The sequence below is a fragment of the Mixta intestinalis genome (assembly GCF_009914055.1).
Lineage (GTDB): Bacteria > Pseudomonadota > Gammaproteobacteria > Enterobacterales > Enterobacteriaceae > Mixta > Mixta intestinalis.
Map to the genome: position 1 here is coordinate 3,331,862 of NZ_CP028271.1, position 19,280 is coordinate 3,351,141.

The 19,280-nt window shown below is 54.0% G+C and carries 17 protein-coding genes; 3 read left to right on the top strand and 14 right to left on the bottom strand.

Translation table 11 applies throughout. From position 1 onward, the window contains the following. Positions 1-8: 8 nt before the first annotated feature. The 3 genes from C7M51_RS15410 to dnaB form a co-directional block, all read right to left on the bottom strand. Positions 9-1,202, bottom strand: coding sequence for an amino acid aminotransferase (locus C7M51_RS15410; RefSeq protein ID WP_160622547.1), 1,194 nt, complete (start codon positions 1,200-1,202; stop codon positions 9-11). A 270-nt stretch (positions 1,203-1,472) separates the two neighbouring features. Then, a complete protein-coding gene (locus C7M51_RS15415) occupies positions 1,473-1,961 on the bottom strand; it encodes an Lrp/AsnC family transcriptional regulator (protein WP_160622548.1) in 489 nt (162 codons plus the stop codon). Between the two features lie 109 nt (positions 1,962-2,070). Then, on the bottom strand, positions 2,071-3,477 hold the full coding sequence (dnaB, locus tag C7M51_RS15420; protein WP_160622549.1) for a replicative DNA helicase: 1,407 nt from the start codon (positions 3,475-3,477) through the stop codon (positions 2,071-2,073). Between the two features lie 108 nt (positions 3,478-3,585). Here dnaB and C7M51_RS15425 point away from each other — a divergent pair, with 108 nt between their 5' ends. Next, a complete protein-coding gene (locus C7M51_RS15425; RefSeq protein ID WP_160622550.1) occupies positions 3,586-4,569 on the top strand; it encodes a quinone oxidoreductase in 984 nt (327 codons plus the stop codon). A 332-nt stretch (positions 4,570-4,901) separates the two neighbouring features. Here the strand turns inward: C7M51_RS15425 and dusA are convergent, their stop codons facing one another. Both dusA and C7M51_RS15435 read right to left on the bottom strand, forming a co-directional pair. Beyond that, positions 4,902-5,897 (bottom strand): tRNA dihydrouridine(20/20a) synthase DusA, encoded by a 996-nt coding sequence (dusA, locus tag C7M51_RS15430; protein ID WP_160622551.1) that lies wholly within the window; start codon positions 5,895-5,897, stop codon positions 4,902-4,904. Positions 5,898-5,998: 101 nt separating this feature from the next. Then, the gene (locus C7M51_RS15435; protein ID WP_425280976.1) at positions 5,999-7,261 is read right to left on the bottom strand and encodes a conjugal transfer protein TraF; all 1,263 of its coding nucleotides are present in this window, start codon (positions 7,259-7,261) and stop codon (positions 5,999-6,001) included. A 430-nt stretch (positions 7,262-7,691) separates the two neighbouring features. On the opposite strand from C7M51_RS15435, the gene zur reads away from it, so the two are divergent. Further along, entirely contained in the window at positions 7,692-8,204 is a 513-nt protein-coding gene (gene zur / locus C7M51_RS15440) for a zinc uptake transcriptional repressor Zur (RefSeq protein WP_208852104.1), read from the top strand. A 191-nt stretch (positions 8,205-8,395) separates the two neighbouring features. On the opposite strand, the gene C7M51_RS15445 is transcribed toward zur, so the two are convergent. From C7M51_RS15445 to C7M51_RS15460, 4 genes are all read right to left on the bottom strand, one after another. Then, on the bottom strand, positions 8,396-8,608 hold the full coding sequence (locus tag C7M51_RS15445) for a CsbD family protein (RefSeq protein ID WP_160622552.1): 213 nt from the start codon (positions 8,606-8,608) through the stop codon (positions 8,396-8,398). A gap of 225 nt (positions 8,609-8,833) precedes the next feature. Beyond that, entirely contained in the window at positions 8,834-10,156 is a 1,323-nt protein-coding gene (gene dinF / locus C7M51_RS15450) for an MATE family efflux transporter DinF (RefSeq protein WP_160622553.1), read from the bottom strand. 101 nt (positions 10,157-10,257) lie between these two features. Further along, a complete protein-coding gene (gene lexA, locus C7M51_RS15455) occupies positions 10,258-10,866 on the bottom strand; it encodes a transcriptional repressor LexA (RefSeq protein WP_141177268.1) in 609 nt (202 codons plus the stop codon). 105 nt (positions 10,867-10,971) lie between these two features. Beyond that, a complete protein-coding gene (locus C7M51_RS15460; protein ID WP_160622554.1) occupies positions 10,972-11,340 on the bottom strand; it encodes a diacylglycerol kinase in 369 nt (122 codons plus the stop codon). A 128-nt stretch (positions 11,341-11,468) separates the two neighbouring features. Here C7M51_RS15460 and plsB point away from each other — a divergent pair, with 128 nt between their 5' ends. Next, positions 11,469-13,892: a glycerol-3-phosphate 1-O-acyltransferase PlsB gene (gene plsB, locus C7M51_RS15465; RefSeq protein ID WP_160623671.1), complete on the top strand. Its 2,424-nt coding sequence runs from the start codon at positions 11,469-11,471 to the stop codon at positions 13,890-13,892. A 66-nt stretch (positions 13,893-13,958) separates the two neighbouring features. Here the strand turns inward: plsB and ubiA are convergent, their stop codons facing one another. The 5 genes from ubiA to malK all read right to left on the bottom strand — a co-directional run bounded on the left by ubiA (position 13,959) and on the right by malK (position 19,019). After that, positions 13,959-14,819: a 4-hydroxybenzoate octaprenyltransferase gene (gene ubiA, locus C7M51_RS15470; RefSeq protein ID WP_160623672.1), complete on the bottom strand. Its 861-nt coding sequence runs from the start codon at positions 14,817-14,819 to the stop codon at positions 13,959-13,961. Positions 14,820-14,838: 19 nt separating this feature from the next. Next, positions 14,839-15,366 (bottom strand): chorismate lyase, encoded by a 528-nt coding sequence (ubiC, locus tag C7M51_RS15475; protein ID WP_160622555.1) that lies wholly within the window; start codon positions 15,364-15,366, stop codon positions 14,839-14,841. Between the two features lie 154 nt (positions 15,367-15,520). Then, entirely contained in the window at positions 15,521-16,459 is a 939-nt protein-coding gene (malM, locus tag C7M51_RS15480; RefSeq protein WP_160622556.1) for a maltose operon protein MalM, read from the bottom strand. A gap of 95 nt (positions 16,460-16,554) precedes the next feature. After that, a complete protein-coding gene (locus tag C7M51_RS15485) occupies positions 16,555-17,871 on the bottom strand; it encodes a maltoporin (protein ID WP_160622557.1) in 1,317 nt (438 codons plus the stop codon). After that, positions 17,868-19,019: a maltose/maltodextrin ABC transporter ATP-binding protein MalK gene (gene malK, locus C7M51_RS15490; protein ID WP_160622558.1), complete on the bottom strand. Its 1,152-nt coding sequence runs from the start codon at positions 19,017-19,019 to the stop codon at positions 17,868-17,870. Before malK ends, C7M51_RS15485 begins: the two co-directional genes overlap by 4 nt. Positions 19,020-19,280 lie beyond the last annotated feature (261 nt).

A 19,280-nucleotide genomic window follows, 5' to 3' on the forward strand; every position in this document is an offset into this window, starting at 1 on the left:
CGTTCAGGTTACATAACGGCGGCGAAGGCCTCCGCTACCTGATGAACGTTGCGGCTATTGAGCCCGGCCACGCACATGCGTCCACTGTGGATCAGATAAACGCCGAACTCCTCACGCAGGCGATCAACCTGCTGCGCGCTCAGGCCAGTGTAGCTGAACATGCCGCGCTGCTTCAGCAGATAATCAAAATTCTGACCGGGCACCGCCTTGCTTAGCACCGTTACCAACGCCTGGCGCATTTCCAGGATGCGCACGCGCATCGCCTCCACTTCCGCCAGCCAGTTAGCTTTTAGCGCCTCGTCATTCAGCACGCAGGCCACTACCTGGGCACCAAAATTCGGTGGCGACGAGTAGTTGCGGCGCACCGTTGCCTTCAGCTGCCCCTGTACGCGTGCCGCCTCTTCCGCATCGCTACATACCACCGACAGGCCGCCGACGCGTTCACCATAGAGCGAGAAAATTTTTGAGAAGGAATTACTAACCAGAGCAGAAATGCCTGCCGCAGCGATTGCGCGAATAGCGTAAGCATCCTCCTCCATCCCGGCCCCAAAGCCCTGATAGGCGATATCCAGGAAAGGAATCAGCTGCTGCGCTTTCAGCACCTCAACCACCCGATCCCATTGATCCTGAGTTAAGTCTGCGCCGGTTGGGTTGTGGCAGCAGGGATGCAGCAGCACGATGCTTTGCGCCGATAGGGTTTTCAGCGTAGCGAGGAAGGCGTCGAACTGTACGCCATTGCTCTGCGCATCGTACCAGGGGTAGGTGTTCACTTCAAAACCCGCGCCCGCAAAGATGGCAATATGGTTTTCCCAGGTGGGATCGCTAACCCATACCTGCGACTGCGGAAAATAACGTTTCAGGAAGTCTGCGCCAACCTTCAGTGCACCGGAGCCGCCTACGGTCTGAATCGTAGCGATGCGCTTCGCCTGGAGCGCGGGATGCTGCGCGCCGAACAGCAGCGGCGCAATCGCCTCGCGGTAACCGGCCAGCCCATCCATCGGCAAATAGAGCGAGGCCTGATGCGGCTGCGCATTCAGACGCGTCTCCGCTTCTTCCACCGCCTGAAGCTGCGGAATAATGCCCTGCTCGTTGTAATAGAGGCCAATGCTCAGGTTAACCTTATGCGGACGCGGATCCTGCTTGAAGGTTTCCATTAAAGTCAGTATCGGATCGCCAGCGTAGGCATCAACTTTCTGAAACACGGTGAATCTCCATAGTAATTATTAAGGGCCGAAGCTGACAGAGTCAGACTTCGTAACGCCCGTCATGACGTTACCGCACAATGTCGCATAAAACGGGTCCAACGCGCTAAAATGAATAAGCAGCGGTCGCAGCTGGCTAAATAAAAGCAGTGGTTTATTTTTCATAAAAGCGTGCAACAGGGACGCCTTTCATGCACAAAATAAGCAATTAACCGCTAAACGGCGCATACAATCAGCCAAAACGACAGTCAGTTGCACCAATATTGCGCATCATACCTTTACCTGGTGCAAATGCTCTGCGGTCATCATTATCCCGTGCTCTTTTACCCTTTCCAGCACTACCGACGTTTTTACATGCGCAACGCTGCGATGTCCCGCTACCAGCTCACTGATCAGAGCGCTTAATTCTGCCAGACTGGCAACCGCAACCTTAATCAGATAATCCGCATCGCCTGTAGTTTTATAAACATCAACGATAGCGTCCTGCTCCGCCACCATACGGTGAAAGCTTTCTACGCAACCGCTGGTATGGTTAATCAGGCGCACCTCGATCAGGCCGATCATGCCCAGCCCCACCGTCTCTGGCGAAACACGCGCGTGATAACCAAGGATTTGCTTCGCCTGTTCCAGGCTGATACGACGCCGCGAACATTGCGAGGCGGAAAGCCCGACCAGATAGCTAAGTTCCTGATTGGTCAGACGTCCATTATTTTGCAGCAGGGTAAGGATTTTCAGGTCGTAATCGTCAATCTGTGTCATAGCATGTTGCCGCTCTTAGCGCTGATATCGTGACAGATAAGCGTAAATAAGCGGCAATTGTCCAACACAATTTTCTGATGACGCAGCGGGGATGCACAAATCGTGCAGGCTATTCGTCGTCGTACTGAGGGCCGGCATAATTATCAAAGCGTGACCACTGTCCGTTAAACGTCAGGCGGACGGTGCCAATCGGCCCATTACGCTGCTTACCGATAATGATCTCAGCTATGCCTTTCAGATCGCTGTTTTCGTGGTAAACCTCGTCACGATAGATAAACATGATCAGGTCAGCATCCTGCTCGATCGAGCCAGATTCACGCAGATCCGAGTTAACCGGGCGTTTATCGGCGCGCTGTTCCAGCGAGCGGTTAAGCTGCGACAGCGCCACTACCGGCACGTTCAGCTCTTTTGCCAATGCCTTTAACGAGCGAGAAATCTCGGCAATTTCCAGCGTTCGGTTATCGGAGAGCGATGGCACGCGCATCAGTTGCAGATAGTCGATCATAATCATGCTCAGACCATCGTTTTCACGGAACACGCGGCGCGCGCGTGAACGCACCTCGGTGGGCGTCAGGCCGGAGGAATCATCGATATAGATGTTCTTTTTCTCCAGCAGAATGCCCATCGTACCGGAAATACGCGCCCAGTCTTCATCATCCAGCTGCCCGGTACGAATACGGGTTTGATCGACGCGTGACAGCGAGGCCAGCATACGCATCATAAGCTGTTCGCTGGGCATCTCCAGGCTGAAAATCAGCACCGGCTTGTCCTGTAGCATCGCGGCGTTTTCGCACAGGTTCATAGCGAAAGTCGTTTTCCCCATCGACGGACGCGCCGCCACGATAATCAGATCGGAACCCTGCAAGCCAGCGGTTTTCTTATTCAGATCCTGATAGCCGGTATCAACGCCGGTAACGCCATCGTGCGGCTTCTGGTAGAGCGATTCGATACGGGAAACGGTCGCTTCCAGAATCTGCTCGATGTTTTGCGGTCCTTCATCTTTATTGGCGCGCTGTTCAGCGATTTTAAAAACGTTGGATTCGGCAAAATCGAGCAGTTCTTCACTGCTGCGGCCTTGCGGATCGTAACCGGCGTCGGCAATCTGATTCGCTACCGCGATCATTTCGCGCACGACGGCACGTTCGCGTACGATATCAGCATAGGCATTGATATTCGCCGCGCTGGGGGTGTTTTTCGACAGCTCAGCCAGATAGGCGAAACCGCCGACCATATCCAGCTCGCCACGCTGTTCCAGCGAGTCTGAAAGCGTAATCAGATCGATAGGCTGACCAGCTTCCAACAGCCGCTGCATTTCACTGAATATCAGACGATGCGGGCGGCTGTAAAAATCTTCGGCCACGACGCGTTCTGAGACGTTATCCCAGCGCTCATTGTCCAGCATCAACCCGCCCAGCACCGACTGCTCCGCTTCCAGCGAATGGGGCGGTAATTTCAGCCCTTCTACCTGGCGATCGCGAACCTCGTTGGATTTGTTGGTGGGTTTATTTCCTGCCATAGTGAATGCAATACCGAATATGTGAGTGACGCGCAAGTATACCTGTTTTTTACCGTTTTTACGCCGTTTGCAGGTAAAAGCGGTGCCCGGAAAACTGAAGGAGTGGACATGGCAAAACGTATTCAAATCGCCCGCCACGGCGGCCCGGAAGAACTACAGTGGGTCGATTTCGATCCCGGTGAACCACATGAAGATGAAGTACAGGTAGAAAACAAAGCCATCGGCATCAACTATATCGATACCTATGTGCGCAGCGGCCTTTACCCGGCACCGGCATTACCTTCCGGCATCGGCACCGAAGCGGCGGGCGTGGTGTCCCGCGTCGGCAGCAACGTAACCGCCATTAAGCCAGGCGATCGCGTGGTTTACGCCCAGTCGCCGCTGGGAGCCTACAGCGAAATACATAATGTGCATCAGGATAAGGTGGCGCTGCTGCCGGACGCCATCTCATTTGAGCAGGCAGCAGCCTCGTTTTTAAAAGGGCTAACCGTCCATTATCTGCTACGCCAGACTTATGAAGTGCAGCCGGATGAGATCTTCCTGTTTCATGCGGCGGCAGGCGGTGTCGGACTGATTGCCTGTCAGTGGGCGAAAGCGCTGGGCGCACACCTGATCGGCACCGTCGGCTCGGCAGAAAAAGCACAGCTGGCGAAAGATCACGGTGCCTGGGCCACCATCAATTACCGCGAGGAGGATATCGTTCAGCGCGTTAGCGATCTGACCAACGGTAACAAAGTACGGGTGGTTTACGATTCGGTGGGTAAAGAAACCTGGCTGGCCTCGCTGGATTGCTTACAGCGCCGCGGCCTGATGGTGAGCTTCGGCAATTCATCCGGCCCGGTTACCGGCGTTAACCTGGCTATCCTGAACCAGAAAGGATCGCTTTATCTGACGCGCCCATCGCTGAACGGCTATATCACCATGCGCGATGAGCTACAGCGGGCCAGCAATGACCTTTTCTCAATGATTGCCAGCGGAGCGATTAAGGTGGACGTGCCGGAAAATCAGCGTTTTCCGCTACGGGAAGCTCAGCGGGCACACTCGACGCTGGAAAGCCGTGCAACTCAGGGCTCCAGCCTGCTTATTCCCTGACTTACACAGTGCCAGAAAAGTAATGGGGCCTCCCGCAGGAAGCCCCTTTTTTGTTTTTTTGCATTCGCGCTGTGGTTGTAGGGTACAGCGATGATGAATGACTTTTAATTCGACCTGAGTAGTCTCGCAGAAATCATAAGTAAAAAATATGTTTAATAACGAAATTGCCAGAGAAAAACGTGACTCTGTGATCCAGCGCGCATCTCACGAATTAAACAAAATTCAAGTTATTGATAACTAACAGTCATTAATCCTTTCACCGTTTTCTCTCTGACCGTACGACATAGAAAAATGGCAGGACACAGGCGCATTTTTAACATAATCATCACAAATCAGGCGCTGGCGATTATCTTATCCGCAACCAGCGACAACGCTTTTTCTACCACTTCGATATCTGCGCCTGGCTTATGCGCATTCTCGCTCAGATAGCGACGCCACTGCCGCGCACCCGGAATGCCCTGAAACAGACCCAGCATATGACGAGTGATGTGCCCCAGGTAAGTACCCTGCGTCAGTTCACACTCAATATAAGGATACATAGCGCGCACTACGGCAACAGGATCGGCGTCCGGTGCCTCGCTGCCGAACAGCACGCGGTCCACCTGACCCAGCAGACCAGGATTCTGATAGGCTTCACGCCCCATCATGACGCCATCAACATACTGTAAATGGGTCTGTGCCTCTTCCAGCGATTTGACGCCACCGTTTAACGCCAGCGTCAAGTGTGGAAAGTCACGCTTGAGCTGATATACGCGTGGGTAATCCAGCGGTGGGATCTCGCGGTTTTCTTTCGGGCTGAGGCCGGACAGCCAGGCCTTACGGGCATGAATAATAAAGGTGTCGCAACCGCCCTGCTGCGCTACGGTGCCGATAAAATCACACAGGAATTCGTAGCTATCTCTATCATCAATGCCGATGCGGGTTTTTACCGTGACCGGAATAGATACCACGTCACGCATCGCCTTAACGCAGTCAGCGACCAGCACGGCTTCGCCCATCAGACAGGCACCGAAGCGACCATTCTGTACGCGATCGGAAGGACAGCCTACGTTCAGGTTAATTTCATCATAGCCGCGCGCCTGCGCCAGCTGCGCGCATTGCGCCAGCGCCGCCGGATCGCTGCCGCCCAGCTGTAACGCTACCGGATGTTCTTCTTCGCTATACGCCAGATAATCGCCTTTGCCATGAATAATGGCACCGGTAGTGACCATCTCGGTGTAAAGCAGCGTGTTTCGCGTCAGCTGACGATGAAAATAGCGGCAGTGGCGATCGGTCCAGTCGAGCATCGGCGCGATGGAAAAACGTTGGGAAGGGAATTGCTGGGACATAAAGCGAGAAGCCCGAATCGTTCGTGGAAATTATGCGCAATGATACCACAGCTTCACCACAAGGCTGTAGCGGCTGCGCCGCTTCTGGCGCAGCCGCACGATCAGAAAGAGAAGCCCAGCTGCGCCATCGCACCCCAGGTGTTGTCTTCCCCCACCGAACCGGCAAGATCAAGATGAACGCGGTTGTTGAAAGGCGCAATACCAATACCGGCACTAACCACATCGGTATCGTTAGATTTCATATCGGCACGATAGCCACCACGCAGCTGTAGCCAGTTCAACACGCGATATTCTACGCCCACGCCTGCATACTGGCTGTCATTCTGAGATTTAAAGCGCTTTGTCGCCGTGGCGTCAACATCCAGGCTGGCGGTCAGCGTTTCGCTATGCCAGGCGGCACCGGCGGTGACCAGCGGGCGGATCTGATAAGTATCACGATAGCCTTCTACTTTTTTGGTCTCGATATTACGTGAAATCAGGTTTTGCGCGCTCAGGCCCAAAGTCCAGCTATCGCCAACGTCGGTGGATAGCCCTGCATCGAGGTTAAATCCGGTATCGTTGGTGCGGTACTCGCTGTTGGTCACCTTGTTTTTATTGAAGTTGTAAACCAGCGCACGATAGTTGTAGAGGTATGTCTGCTGTAGCTTCGGCGTAATACCAACCGAAACCGCCTGCCCGCCAACATTAAACTTGTGGGCAACCGCAATCCCGTAATCTGCCACAACGGCTGCAACACCCGTGGCGCTGGAACGCAACAGATACTGATCGCCCGGCGCAGGTATCCGCTTACCCTCAGCTACCGCGTCCAGATAGTCGATATCACTTTGCGCCACGTCAGTTTGTAGATGCGCCGTACCGTAGGCTTTAGTGACAAAGGCAAAGGGTAAGGTTTCATTGGGCACCGCCACCACAATAGCCGCACCAGCAGAGCCATCGGCCCGATTACCGCGCAAATCGCGTAGCTGATTGGCTAAACCACCTGAGGCTGAGCGAATTCGGGCATAGCTATCAAGCAGAGCGCCCAGGTTGCTCGCATCAAAACTTTTGTACACATTGCGATAGTAATCCACCGTGCTGTTCACATCGTCGATCTTATCAATCATTTTATCTTTATCGCTGATCTGCCCGCCCACGGAAGGCAGGATCAGGCTAATAGCCCCTTCAGCCTGACCTTTGGTTAACAGCGCCGGGTTAGCCAGTGGCGCAGTAGCAAAATTCGATGATGCAACGCCGGTTCCGCCCATAGCATCGTTACGCGCATCAAAATAACCGCTGGCCGCCTGCAAAGAAAAGGGGGTTAACATAATTGCGGTTAATGCAGTTACAGAAGAAATCTTAAAATATTTAACAGTTTTCATTGCCATTATTAGACGCCACCCAAAATAAGCTAAAAGTAAGCAGGAAACCTCTGACCGAATTATGACCAATAACTTCCCAATTTATTGCCCTGAACTCAAGGCTTTTTCCCCAGCTTATTAATCCATTGCCTGTTTTATAATCAATTATTAACTTAAAAGTTCTTATCACTGTAGCTTTTATTTGGCTCTCACTGATTAAGAAACATTAAACATTGACTGAAGTAAGATATGCCAGCAAGCAATAAGCGCTCATTAGGGATGGCGCTAAAGCATGTCATTTCATTTTGCTCAAGCAGTCGTTTTTTGTGCCTGGCAATAATCAGAGCAGAACGGCAAGTAAAGCGTCCGAATCGGGCTTTTTCAGGGAAGTTAAGGAAGGAGTCGGCGTTTTTTGTGCAACGTGATAAGATAACATCTCAATCGTTGGAGAATAATTATGCTATCACCTTCACAGCAGATTCTGTCGCAGGCTGAAAAAATCTGTCAGCAGCGTAATGTGCGCCTGACGCCGCAGCGTCTGGAGGTGCTGCGTTTAATGAGCGAGAGAAACGGCGCTATCAGCGCTTACGATCTGCTCGATCTGCTACGTGTATCTGAGCCGCAGGCAAAACCGCCCACCGTCTATCGTGCGCTCGATTTTTTGCTGGAGCAGGGTTTTATTCATCGCGTGGAATCCAACAATAGCTATGTGGTTTGCCATCATTTCGAGCAGCCACCGCATACATCGGCAATGTTAATTTGCGATCGTTGCGGCGCAGTCAGTGAACAGCAAGCGCATGGCGTAGAATCGATCCTCGAACTACTGGCGCAGCAGAGCGGCTTTGCGCTAAGTAACAGCGTGATTGAAGCGCATGGTCTGTGTGCGAACTGTAGGGATGTAGAGAGCTGTGAACACCCCGAAACCTGTACGCACGATCACAGCCAGGTCAGCAAAAAACGCGGGCGCTGAACAATAGCTAAAAGATCCAGATAAAGCTGGAGTAAACAACCTGTTAGAGTGAGATGCGTTAATCAATAAAAAAGGCGCATTGTTTTTTCAACGATGAAAAACCAGTCAGCAGTAAAACGCGGGTTTACAGAAAGAAAATGCGGCACACTCCGTGTGCCAGGGTAGGAGCATCGTCCTGAAAGGCTAAATCTTTACCAGCGATAATCGCGGTTTTGGGTTTCCCAGTCGTTTACTTCTTTTTCCGCTTCGTCTTTTGCATAGCCGTAGCGTTCCTGAATCTTACCAACCAGCTGATCGCGTTTACCTTCAATAACGGTCATATCATCATCGGTCAGCTTGCCCCATTTCTCTTTCATCTTACCTTTAAACTGTTTCCAGTTACCGCCGGCTTCGTCTCTGTTCATAGTTGTTTCCTCTACCTTAGGTGTTAGCAGCTCGATGAATCTCAGCATCGTTTCATTCTGTGAAACAAAACGCTGATTCCTTGTTTGTCACTATTTAACTATAGCAGGAAGCGGCAGATCCGCCCGAAAACACAGAAGTATGAACTGAAAAACAGGCAATAAACCCGTTGAATCCGCCAAAAAACCAGCGGATTCAGGTAATAAGCGCAGCCGTAAAGAAGTATGTCAAATCGTGAACCAGTCGCCGCGTCGTTGATAACGTCGCCATATCCAGCCCAGCGTTAAACCACGTAACAGCAGAAAAACCGTAACCGCCAGCCACAGGCCATGATTACCAAGATGAGGCAGCGTCAACAGCGTTAAGCCGAAACCCAGCGCGGCCACGGCCATACTGTTACGCATTTCGCGTCCACGCGTTGCGCCAATAAACATACCATCCAGCAGATAACACCAGACACCCGCCAGCGGCAAAATCATTTGCCAAAACAGATAGCGATCCGCCAGCGTTTGCAAAGCAGACAGAGAGGTTAATAACGCAACGATATTCTGCCCCCAGAATCCCCATGCACAGGCAAACAGCAGCGCCACCGTACCCGCCTGACGGCAGGCGGCACGCCAAACACGGTGAAGTTTATCCGCATCGCGCGCACCAAAGGCTTCGCCTGATACCGCTTCGACCGCATAGGCAAAGCCGTCCAGTGCATAGGCGGTAAAGGTCAGGAACATCAACAACACAGCATTAACTGCCACAATATCACTGCCCATGCGCGCGCCCAATACCGTGACCGACGCAAAGCAGACTTGTAACAGCAGCGAACGCACCATAATGTCGCGATTCAGCCGCAGAAGACGACGCATATCGCCCCGTACTGCCCTTTTCAACAGCGTGAAAGAGATCTGCCGCAGACGCATTACGTGCCATACCATCCCCAGCCCTACCGCCAGCGTAACGTATTCAGCAATCGCCGTTGCCGATGCAGCGCCCGCAACGCCCCAGCGGAGACCAATGACAAACCACAGATCGAGCAGAATATTCACCAGGTTGCCTGTCACCAGTAAAATCACCGGTGCACGCGCATACTGCACGCCCAGCAGCCAGCCGAGAATCACCAGGTTTGCTAACGTGGCAGGCGCACTGAGCCAGCGCACCTGAATAAAACGCTGTGCCTGTTCAAGCACTTCCGGGCTACCGCCGACTACCTGTGCCGCCAGACTACTGAGCGGGTAACGCAACAAGATAAATAATCCGCCAGCCACCAGCGCCATCAGCAATGGTTGCACCAGCGCGCGCGCCATCCCGGCTTTATCGTCGGCACCAAAAGCCTGCGCCGTCAGACCGGTAGTGCTCATACGTAGAAACAGCAGCAGCATAAACAGAAAGCTGGTCGCCGTAGCGCCAACGGCTACGCCACCCAGATAAACCGGGCTGTCCAGATGCCCAATAACGGCGGTATCAACCAGGCCCAGTAGCGGAACGGTAATGTTGGAGAGGATCATCGGCAGCGCCAGCCGCCAAAGTTGTTTATCAGTTGCTGAAAAGAGTTGCATGACCATCCGTGATAACAATATGGCGACAGGCCACAGCGGTTATCGCCGGAGAAAAAGAGAGGAAGCGAAACGGGGTGGCGACCACAGCCGCCACCGCAGCATCAGAGCCAGTCGCCGTTACGAATAACGCCAACGGCGAGTCCTTCAATCGTCAGCGTCTGCTGTTGCAAATCGACCACGATCGGTTGGAAATCGCTGTTTTCTGGCAGTAGCTGTACTGTGTTGCCCTGTTTTTTCAGGCGTTTTACCGTGACTTCATCATCAATACGCGCTACCACTACCTGCCCGTTACGCACATCCTGCGTTTTATGAACCGCCAGCAGGTCACCATCAACGATACCGATATCTTTCATCGACATGCCGCTTACGCGCAGCAGAAAATCTGCATGGGGCTTAAACAGATTAGGATCGACCTGAAAGCGGCTTTCAATGTGTTCCTGCGCCAGCAGCGGCTCACCGGCGGCGACACGACCGATCAGCGGCAGGCCGTTTTCTTCTTCCGCCATGAGGCGAATACCACGCGACGCACCGGAGACCATCTCAATTACGCCTTTACGCGCCAGCGCTTTCAGGTGTTCTTCAGCAGCGTTAGGGGAGCGGAAGCCCAGCTGAGAGGCAATTTCCGCACGTGTAGGCGGCATCCCCGTCTGGTTAATGTGATCGCGAATCAGGTCATAAACCTGCTGCTGCCGAGCCGTTAAGGTTTTCATCCCGCCCCCTGGTTGTTTATACAGTCGCTGTGAGTATATACAGGTATTGGCGGAATGGAAACCAATTGCCGCGTAAAAAACGACACTTTGTCTATTACGGAAGCGCTATCGCAAATATGACCAGAGCAAGGTTACCCAGACAAAAAGCGCCAGTATGATGCTGATCAGAACGGCGGCGGATCCCATATCCTTCGCCCGTCCAGCCAGCGGATGGAATTCGTTGCCGATACGGTCAACGACCGCTTCGATAGCGCTGTTAAGGATTTCAACAATGATGATAAGCACCACCGAACCGATCAGCATGACTCGCGTCATGGCATCGATATCCAGCCAACAGGCAATAATAATGGCCACCAGCGCCAGCACCGCTTCCTGACGGAACGCCGCCTCATGTTGCCATGCCGCGCGCAAGCCTTTCCAGGAATAGCCCGCCGCTTTGATGATGCGTACCAGGCCCGTTACGTTATTTGCCATCTTCAGGGAACCCTTTGCCATGTTTAACGTCAATGTCAGGGTGGAGCACTAAATGCAACACCACAGATCTTCAATGCGCTTTCTGGTATGCTTGCCGCGCTTTGCTAACAAGAGGCTTCATGTTGTCTATGTCAGGTTGGCGTAAACTTTATTATAAGTTACTGAATTTACCACTTACATTTTTAGTTAAAAGTAAGGCGATACCGGGCGATCCGGTCACCGAACTGGGTCTGGATACATCACGCCCCATTATGTATGTGCTGCCTTACGATTCAAAGGCCGATTTGCTGGCGCTGCGCACCCAGTGCCGCCTGCATGATCTGCCCGATCCGCTTGAGCCGCTGGAGATCGATGGTACGCTGCTGCCGCGTTATGTTTTTATTCATGACGGCCCGCGCGTATTCCCCTATTTCGTGCCGAATCAGGAATCGGTGAAGCTGTTTCACGATTATCTCGATCTGCACCGTAATAATCCCGATTTAGACGTACAGATGGTGCCGGTTTCGGTGATGTTTGGCCGTGCGCCGGGACGCGAGGTACAGGGCGAACAGACACCTTATCTGCGCGAACTGAACGGGGTGCAAAAATTTTTCGCCGTGCTGTGGCTGGGGCGTGACAGTTTTGTTCGCTTTTCAGCGATGGTTTCGCTACGCCGAATGGCGACGGAACACGGTACCGATAAAACTATCGCGCAAAAACTGGCGCGTGTGGCGCGCATCCATTTCGCCCGTCAACGGCTGGCTGCCGTAGGGCCACGTCTGCCGGTACGCCACGATCTGTTTAACAAGCTGTTGCAATCACCAGCTATCGCTAAAGCGGTAGAAGATGAGGCGCGCAGTAAGAAAATTTCGCAGGAAAAAGCGCAGCAAAATGCCGTCGAGCTGATGGAAGAAATTGCTGCCAACTTCTCCTATGAAATGATCCGCCTTACCGATCGCGTTATCGGCTGGACGTGGAGCAAAATTTATCAGGGCATCAACGTTAGCGGCGGCGAACGAGTGCGTCAGCTGGCGCTGGACGGACATGGGCTGGTTTACGTACCTTGTCACCGCAGCCATATGGATTATCTGCTGCTTTCCTATGTGCTCTATCATCAGGGCCTGGTGCCGCCGCATATCGCCGCCGGTATTAACCTTAACTTCTGGCCCGCCGGTCCGATTTTCCGCCGCCTGGGTGCATTCTTTATCCGTCGCACCTTTAAAGGCAACAAACTCTACTCCACGGTGTTCCGTGAATATCTGGGCGAACTGTTCAGCCGCGGTTATTCCGTAGAGTATTTTGTTGAGGGCGGGCGCTCGCGTACCGGACGCCTGCTCGATCCGAAAACCGGCACGCTGGCAATGACGATACAGGCGATGCTGCGTGGCGGTAATCGCCCGATTACCGTGGTGCCGGTCTATATCGGTTACGAGCACGTAATGGAAGTGGGTACTTACGCCAAAGAGCTGCGCGGCGCGGCGAAAGAGAAAGAGAGCTTTATGCAGATGGTGCGTGGCCTCAGTAAGCTGCGCAACCTGGGGCAGGGCTACGTTAACTTCGGCGAACCGCTGCCGCTGGTGAGCTACCTTAACAAACAGGTACCGGAGTGGCGTGACTCTATCGATCCCATTGTGGCTCAGCGCCCGCAGTGGCTGACGCCGGCAGTTAACGATATCGCTCAGCAGGTTATGGTGCGTATTAATAACGCCGGTGCCGTCAACGCGATGAACCTGTGCGTAACTGCCCTGCTCGCTTCACGTCAGCGTTCGCTAACCCGCGAACAGCTGCTGGAACAGTTAGAATGCTATCTTGAGCTGCTGCGCAACGTGCCCTATTCGCCGGATGCTACCGTGCCGGATATGACGCCAGAAGCGCTGCTGAAACATGCGCTAAGCATGAACAAGTTTGAGACCGAGCAGGACAATATCGGCGATATCATTATTCTGCCGCGTGAGCAGGCTGTGTTGATGACGTATTACCGCAATAACGTACATCATATGCTGGTCATGCCGTCGCTGATCGCCGCGATTGTGCAGCAGCGCCGCGAGATTGATACCGCAGAGCTGCTACGTCAGGTAGAAGTGATCTATCCGCTGCTGAAAAGCGAACTGTTCCTGCGCTGGGATCAAGCGCAGCTGCCGCAGCTGCTTCAGTCTCTGGTAGCGGAGCTGGCACGCCAGCAGCTTATTACGGTTGAGGGCGAAACGATGCGCCTGAATGCCACTCGCTTTCGGACGCTACAGCTGTTGGCTGCCGGGATGCGTGAAACGCTACAGCGCTATGCCATCACTTTCTCTATCCTGAGCGCCAACCCAGAAATTAATCGCGGTTCGCTGGAGAAAGAGAGCCGTACCCTGGCCCAGCGCCTGTCGGTACTGCACGGTATCAACGCACCAGAGTTCTTTGATAAAGCGGTCTTCTCGACGCTGGTGCTGACGCTGCGTGATGAAGGCTATATCAGCGATACCGGCGATGCGGCGCTGGACAAAACGCAGAGCACCTCTCGCCTGCTGTCAGAGTTGATTACCAGTGACGTGCGACAAACCATTGAAAATGCAGTCGCGCACAGCTGAGTTAAGCTGGCGCATAAAACAAAACGGGCGCCCTGGAGCGCCCGTTTTATTATTCTGTTTATCTTACTACTGGCTGAAAGGCGGCATGTTCAGCGCAACGCCAACAAACACCACCAGCCCAACATAGTTGTTATTCAAAAAGGCCTGGAAACAGCGCTCACGCTGACGATCGGCGATTAATTTTTGTTGATGCACAAAGAGCGCACCGGCAACCAGTAGCGACCAGTAAAAAGCGCCATCCAGCGCCATACGCAATCCTACCCATATCAACAGCAGCAGCGTCGCCAGCTGCAATAATCCAATAATCAGCTTATCGAAGCGCCCGAACAGGATCGCCGTTGATTTGACACCAATTTTTAAATCGTCATCCCGATCCACCATGGCGTACTGCGTATCGTAAGCCACCGTCCAGCAAATATTGGCGAAAAACAGCAGCCAGCAGTTAAGCGGCACGCTACCGCTGACCGCTGCCCAGCCCATAGGTATCGCCCAGCCGAAAGCTGCGCCCAGCACCACCTGCGGCAAATGAGTGTAGCGCTTCATAAAAGGGTAAATCCACGCCAGCACCAGCCCGGCAAACGACAGCCAGATGGTTAATGCATTCATCGTCAGCACCAGCGCAAAGGAGATCAGCACCAGGGCGACAAACAGCACTTTCGCCTCTTTTTCCGTGACCGCGCCACTGGCCAGCGGACGCATCTGGGTACGCTTTACATGTCCGTCGATTTTCCGATCGGCGAAGTCATTTACCACACAACCCGCCGCGCGCATAAAAAAGACGCCGAGCACAAACACCAACAGCACTTGTAACGATGGCACTGCCTCACCTGCCAGCCACAGCGCCCACAGTGTTGGCCACAATAGCAGCAGCGAGCCGATAGGTTTATCAATACGCATCAGGCGGCTGTACGCCTGTAGCTTTGTCAGCGTCACTCCTTTCTCGAGATTAGTCACGCGTTTCTCCAGACAGACTTTGATAAAGCGGCGAAGCGGGCAAAAAAAGTTCGGTCAACAGCAGCGGCTTGCCTGACAAACGCAGGCGGGATCGACGTCCCCACTGCGCTGCAACGATACCAGGATCGATAAAGTCCCGCGTCAGCGTTGAGGAAGAAAAAAGATAACGACCCAGCGGGCAGTTACCCAGCTGGCTAAGCTTCATTTCCGGTCCGTTCAGCGTTGATTCCGGCACTACCGTGCGGCCAACCAGCCAGGGCACACCATCGCCAAAAAGGATTACCTCGCGCAGCCAGTAGCGCGACTCTCGCGACAGAAACGGCAGCTCTGCGGCTATCGCCTCGGCGGTGACAAAACCCTCATATTGTGGCTCAACGGTAACTTGCCGACAGTGGCGTTCAAAGCGCTTCGTCATTGAATCCTCTTCCAATAGCCAGTCAAGCAGTGCGGCAGAGAGAAGCGGTGACGAAGCGGGAAGCCATTCGATGGCGCGCAACAGGGAAAGCGCGTTATCTGACATACGGCATCTCCGGTAAGAAATCAGGTGCCATAGTGTAGCGCAGAGACAGGCACAGAACACCCGGCGAGAAGGAAAAAGCGTTCGGGATGACCACGAAAAAGGGTGCGCCAGCGGCGCACCAATCGTCCAGCAAGATCAGCAATATGGGGATCTGTTATCCCTTGCCTTTCACACTGCTGATAAAGGTTGCGCGTGCCGATGAGGAGCCGAGACGCTCCGCCTCATTCATCAGCTTCAGCGCCTTATCGATATCCCCTGCTTTCACCGCTTTGCGGATACCGTCGTTAAAATATTTTTCTGTGTCGTTCAGCATCGGCTCCGCTTTGGCAGCAGGCGCTGGTGCGGGAAGCGGTGCCGCTGATGGCGCTAACGGTTGGCTCACCGCCGCATTGTTGCTGCCAACCACAACCGGTTTGGCGCTATCGGAACCGAACAGCTTGCCAATCATGATATTGCCGCTGTTCTGCTCGCTTTTCACTTTCAGCGACAGAGTGCCGCTGCTGACATGACGCACGATCGGATCGGGCACGTCAGGGATCGCATTGCTGGCCCCTTCCGCGTAGAGCTTCGCCGGATTGATCATGGTAGAGGTCTGCGCCAGGTCACGCGTGGTGGTGTAGATCAACAGATAGATCTGTTTTTGCCCCAGCACCGGCGTCAGTTTCATGGTGCCTTCCAGCCGGTTAGTGGCGATGATGCCGGGCTTTTGATAGGTAAAATAGCTGCTGGGAAAGAAAGCGGCAGGTTGAAGCTGGCTGTCCAGCACCAGCACATTAGGCGCATAGACTTGCTGATCTTTCATGATGCTGGCTAAGGTCACTTCCAGCGAGCCCTGATCGGCAGGCAGCGTCACGGCAGCCACCGGCCCGCTTATGTCACCTTCGTTCAGCGTGGCCGACGCGGCATCCAGCATAATATCCTGACTCACCGGTGGCGTCAGCGGCAGCCAGGAAAGACGTTGCAGTTTATCAGGCGATACGCTTGGTGCGGTCGCCACATTTTGTGGATTAACGCTGGGGCTGGCGGCGAAGCCAGGCAGCACGGTAAAGCTCAGAGCCGGAAACAGGCAGAGCGCGAGCAGATGTTTTTTCATTTTTTTATCCTCAGGAGAAACCCGCCGCTCTCAGGCAATAGAACGGCGGGCTAAGGCAGATCGCAGAGCTAACTACGCTCCTTTAGCTTGTTTTGTTACCACCAGGCTTCCATCTGAATACCGAAGGAGAACTCATCGCTATCGCCACGGCTGAAAGTGCGGGAGCTGGTGTCGCTGAAAGCGGTGTTGTTAGCGACGTTAGCAACGTAGTTATCGCTGCTGGTGTCGTTAGAGGAGTAGCCCCACTTCTCATCCCACTTGGCGTAGGTAGCGAAAACGCGGATAGCCGGACGTGACCAGATGCTGTTGCCCGCCTGCCACTGCTGCGCCAGGGTAACTTTATACTGACTGTTACGATCGCCGGTGCGTTGCGACTTGATATTGTCGTAACCCGCTTCCAGCAGGGTGCTCATGATCGGCGTCCATTTGTACATCGGGCGCACGCCTACGGTGTACCAGGTGGTGCCGTTGTTGTTATCGCGATCTACATCCTGGTACATGCCGACATACATCAGGCTCCAGGTGTCGTTGAAATCGATAGCGCCGTGATCAATCACGCGGATCATTGAGCCGTTGTTGTTCTCGGCGGTGCCGGGACGACCGTTGCGGTTTTGCGTCATGGCATCGGTAGCATACTGCACGACAAATTTGTTCAGGCTGGTGCCGTAGAAAGTCTGGGTATGTTCCAGCGTCGCCATCCAGCCATCGTCAGAGGCATCGCTTTCATTCGGGCTATAGCCGTCAGTATCGTTGGCGCTGCCGTAATCAAAGCCCACCTCCAGCGAACCGCCAGGGTTAACCTGCATACCGCCGAGGCGCACATCGAAGATATCGTTAGCACGGTCTTTGGCTTCGCCACGCGTGTTGCCAACGGTAAACGCAGAGGAGCCGCCCGATTCGCTGCTGCGGGTAGCGGCCAGCGAGAGTTTACCAAAGCCGAGATCGATATCTTCAATACCGCCGCCAGGACCGGAGATATCCCAGTAGTAGAAGTCGATCATATGCACGTCGTGGCGTTTGTAGTAACGCTTACCGGCCCAGATATTGGCACCCGGCAGCGCATCAAACAGGTTTTTACCCACCACGTTCATCTGACGTACCGCAGGCGAATCTTCTTCATAATCGTTCTGCTGCGAAACGCTGTAACCGATCATGCTATCAACGTAGAAACTTTTTTCGCCTTCTTTCCATACTTCCTGGCCCAGCTCGATTTCCGCATAGGTTTCGCATTCGTTGCCGAGACGATATTTAGAACTGGCGCCGGTTGCCTGGAAGCACTGCTGCTCGCCGCCGCTGCCGGTCCAGCCAATACCAGAACGAGCATAGCCTTTGAAATCCACCGCATTAGCGTGCGGTGCTACGATAGCAAGGGCCACTGCCACGGCCAGAGGGTACTTAGAGCGCGTTATCATCGCGGTTCTCCTGTTAACGTTCTGCTGTTGTTGTGTGCTTCTACGCCGGGTTCGCTGTGTAACCGACGGCATGCGCGGCCATCTTCTCGGAACAGATGACAACGCTGTGGCGGCAGGCCGATGGCGTATTGGGCACCTTCTTCAACCAGCACCACGTCATTCTGGCGGTAGACCAGGTTCTGACGCAGCGCGGGGATCTGGATATGGATTTGCGTTTCATGACCCAGCTGCTCGACGACCTGAACGGTGCCTTGCAGCGTAACGTCCGCCACCTCGCTGGGCAGCAGATGTTCGGGGCGAATACCTAAGGACATATTGGTGCCGGGCTGTACGCCGGTGCTGTCTACCGGCAGCCAGACCTGCTGGCGATTCGGCAGCTCCACTTGAACCTGATCGATTGCGGTGGCGGTTACCTTAACCGGCAGGAAGTTCATCTTGGGCGAGCCGATAAAACCGGCGACAAATCGGTTAGCGGGATAGTGATAAAGCTCCAGCGGCTTGCCGACCTGCGCGATGCGTCCGCCTTCCAACACCACGATTTTGTCCGCCAGCGTCATTGCTTCGACCTGATCGTGGGTGACGTAAATCATGGTGCGCTGTAAACGCTTATGCAGACGAGAGATCTCAATACGCATCTGTACGCGCAGCGCAGCATCAAGGTTAGAGAGCGGTTCATCCAGCAGAAAAACCTGCGGCTCGGCCACCAGCGTGCGGCCAATCGCTACGCGCTGACGCTGACCGCCGGAGAGCGCTTTCGGCTGACGATCGAGCAGGTGCGCCAGCTGCAAGACTTCCGCTACCTGCGAAACACGCTGCTGGATTTCACGTTTGCCGACGCCCGCCAGCTTGAGACCAAACGACATATTGTCCGCCACCGTCAGGTGGGGATAGAGAGCATAGGACTGAAACACCATGCCCACACCGCGTTCCGCAGGCGGCACATCGTTCATGCGTTTACCGCCGATGGTCAGCTCACCGGCAGTGATATCTTCCAGCCCGGCGATCATGCGCAGCAGCGTTGATTTGCCGCAGCCTGACGGCCCGACAAATACCACGAACTCCCCTTCGGCAATGGTCAAATTGATATCTTGCGATACCACCACATCGCCCCAGGATTTGGTGACCTCTTTCAGCACCACATTCGCCATTGCTTTCTCCCGTCTCGTTACGACTTCCTTCGAATGGCTGGGAGTGTGCGTGAAGGCCACAGAGGAAAAATCCTCCGCCATCCGCTTTTTTACGGGGGAGGAGGCAGGAGGATGAGATTGACAATAGCAGGGAGGGTTAACCGGTCAGACAGGCTTTTTCGTGATCGAATCGGCAGGAAAACAGGCGATTTTATGTGTCCCAACACGCAGAAAGCGGCAAAAAAGCTACAGAGATCACACTTATTAACGGCAGGGCGTAGA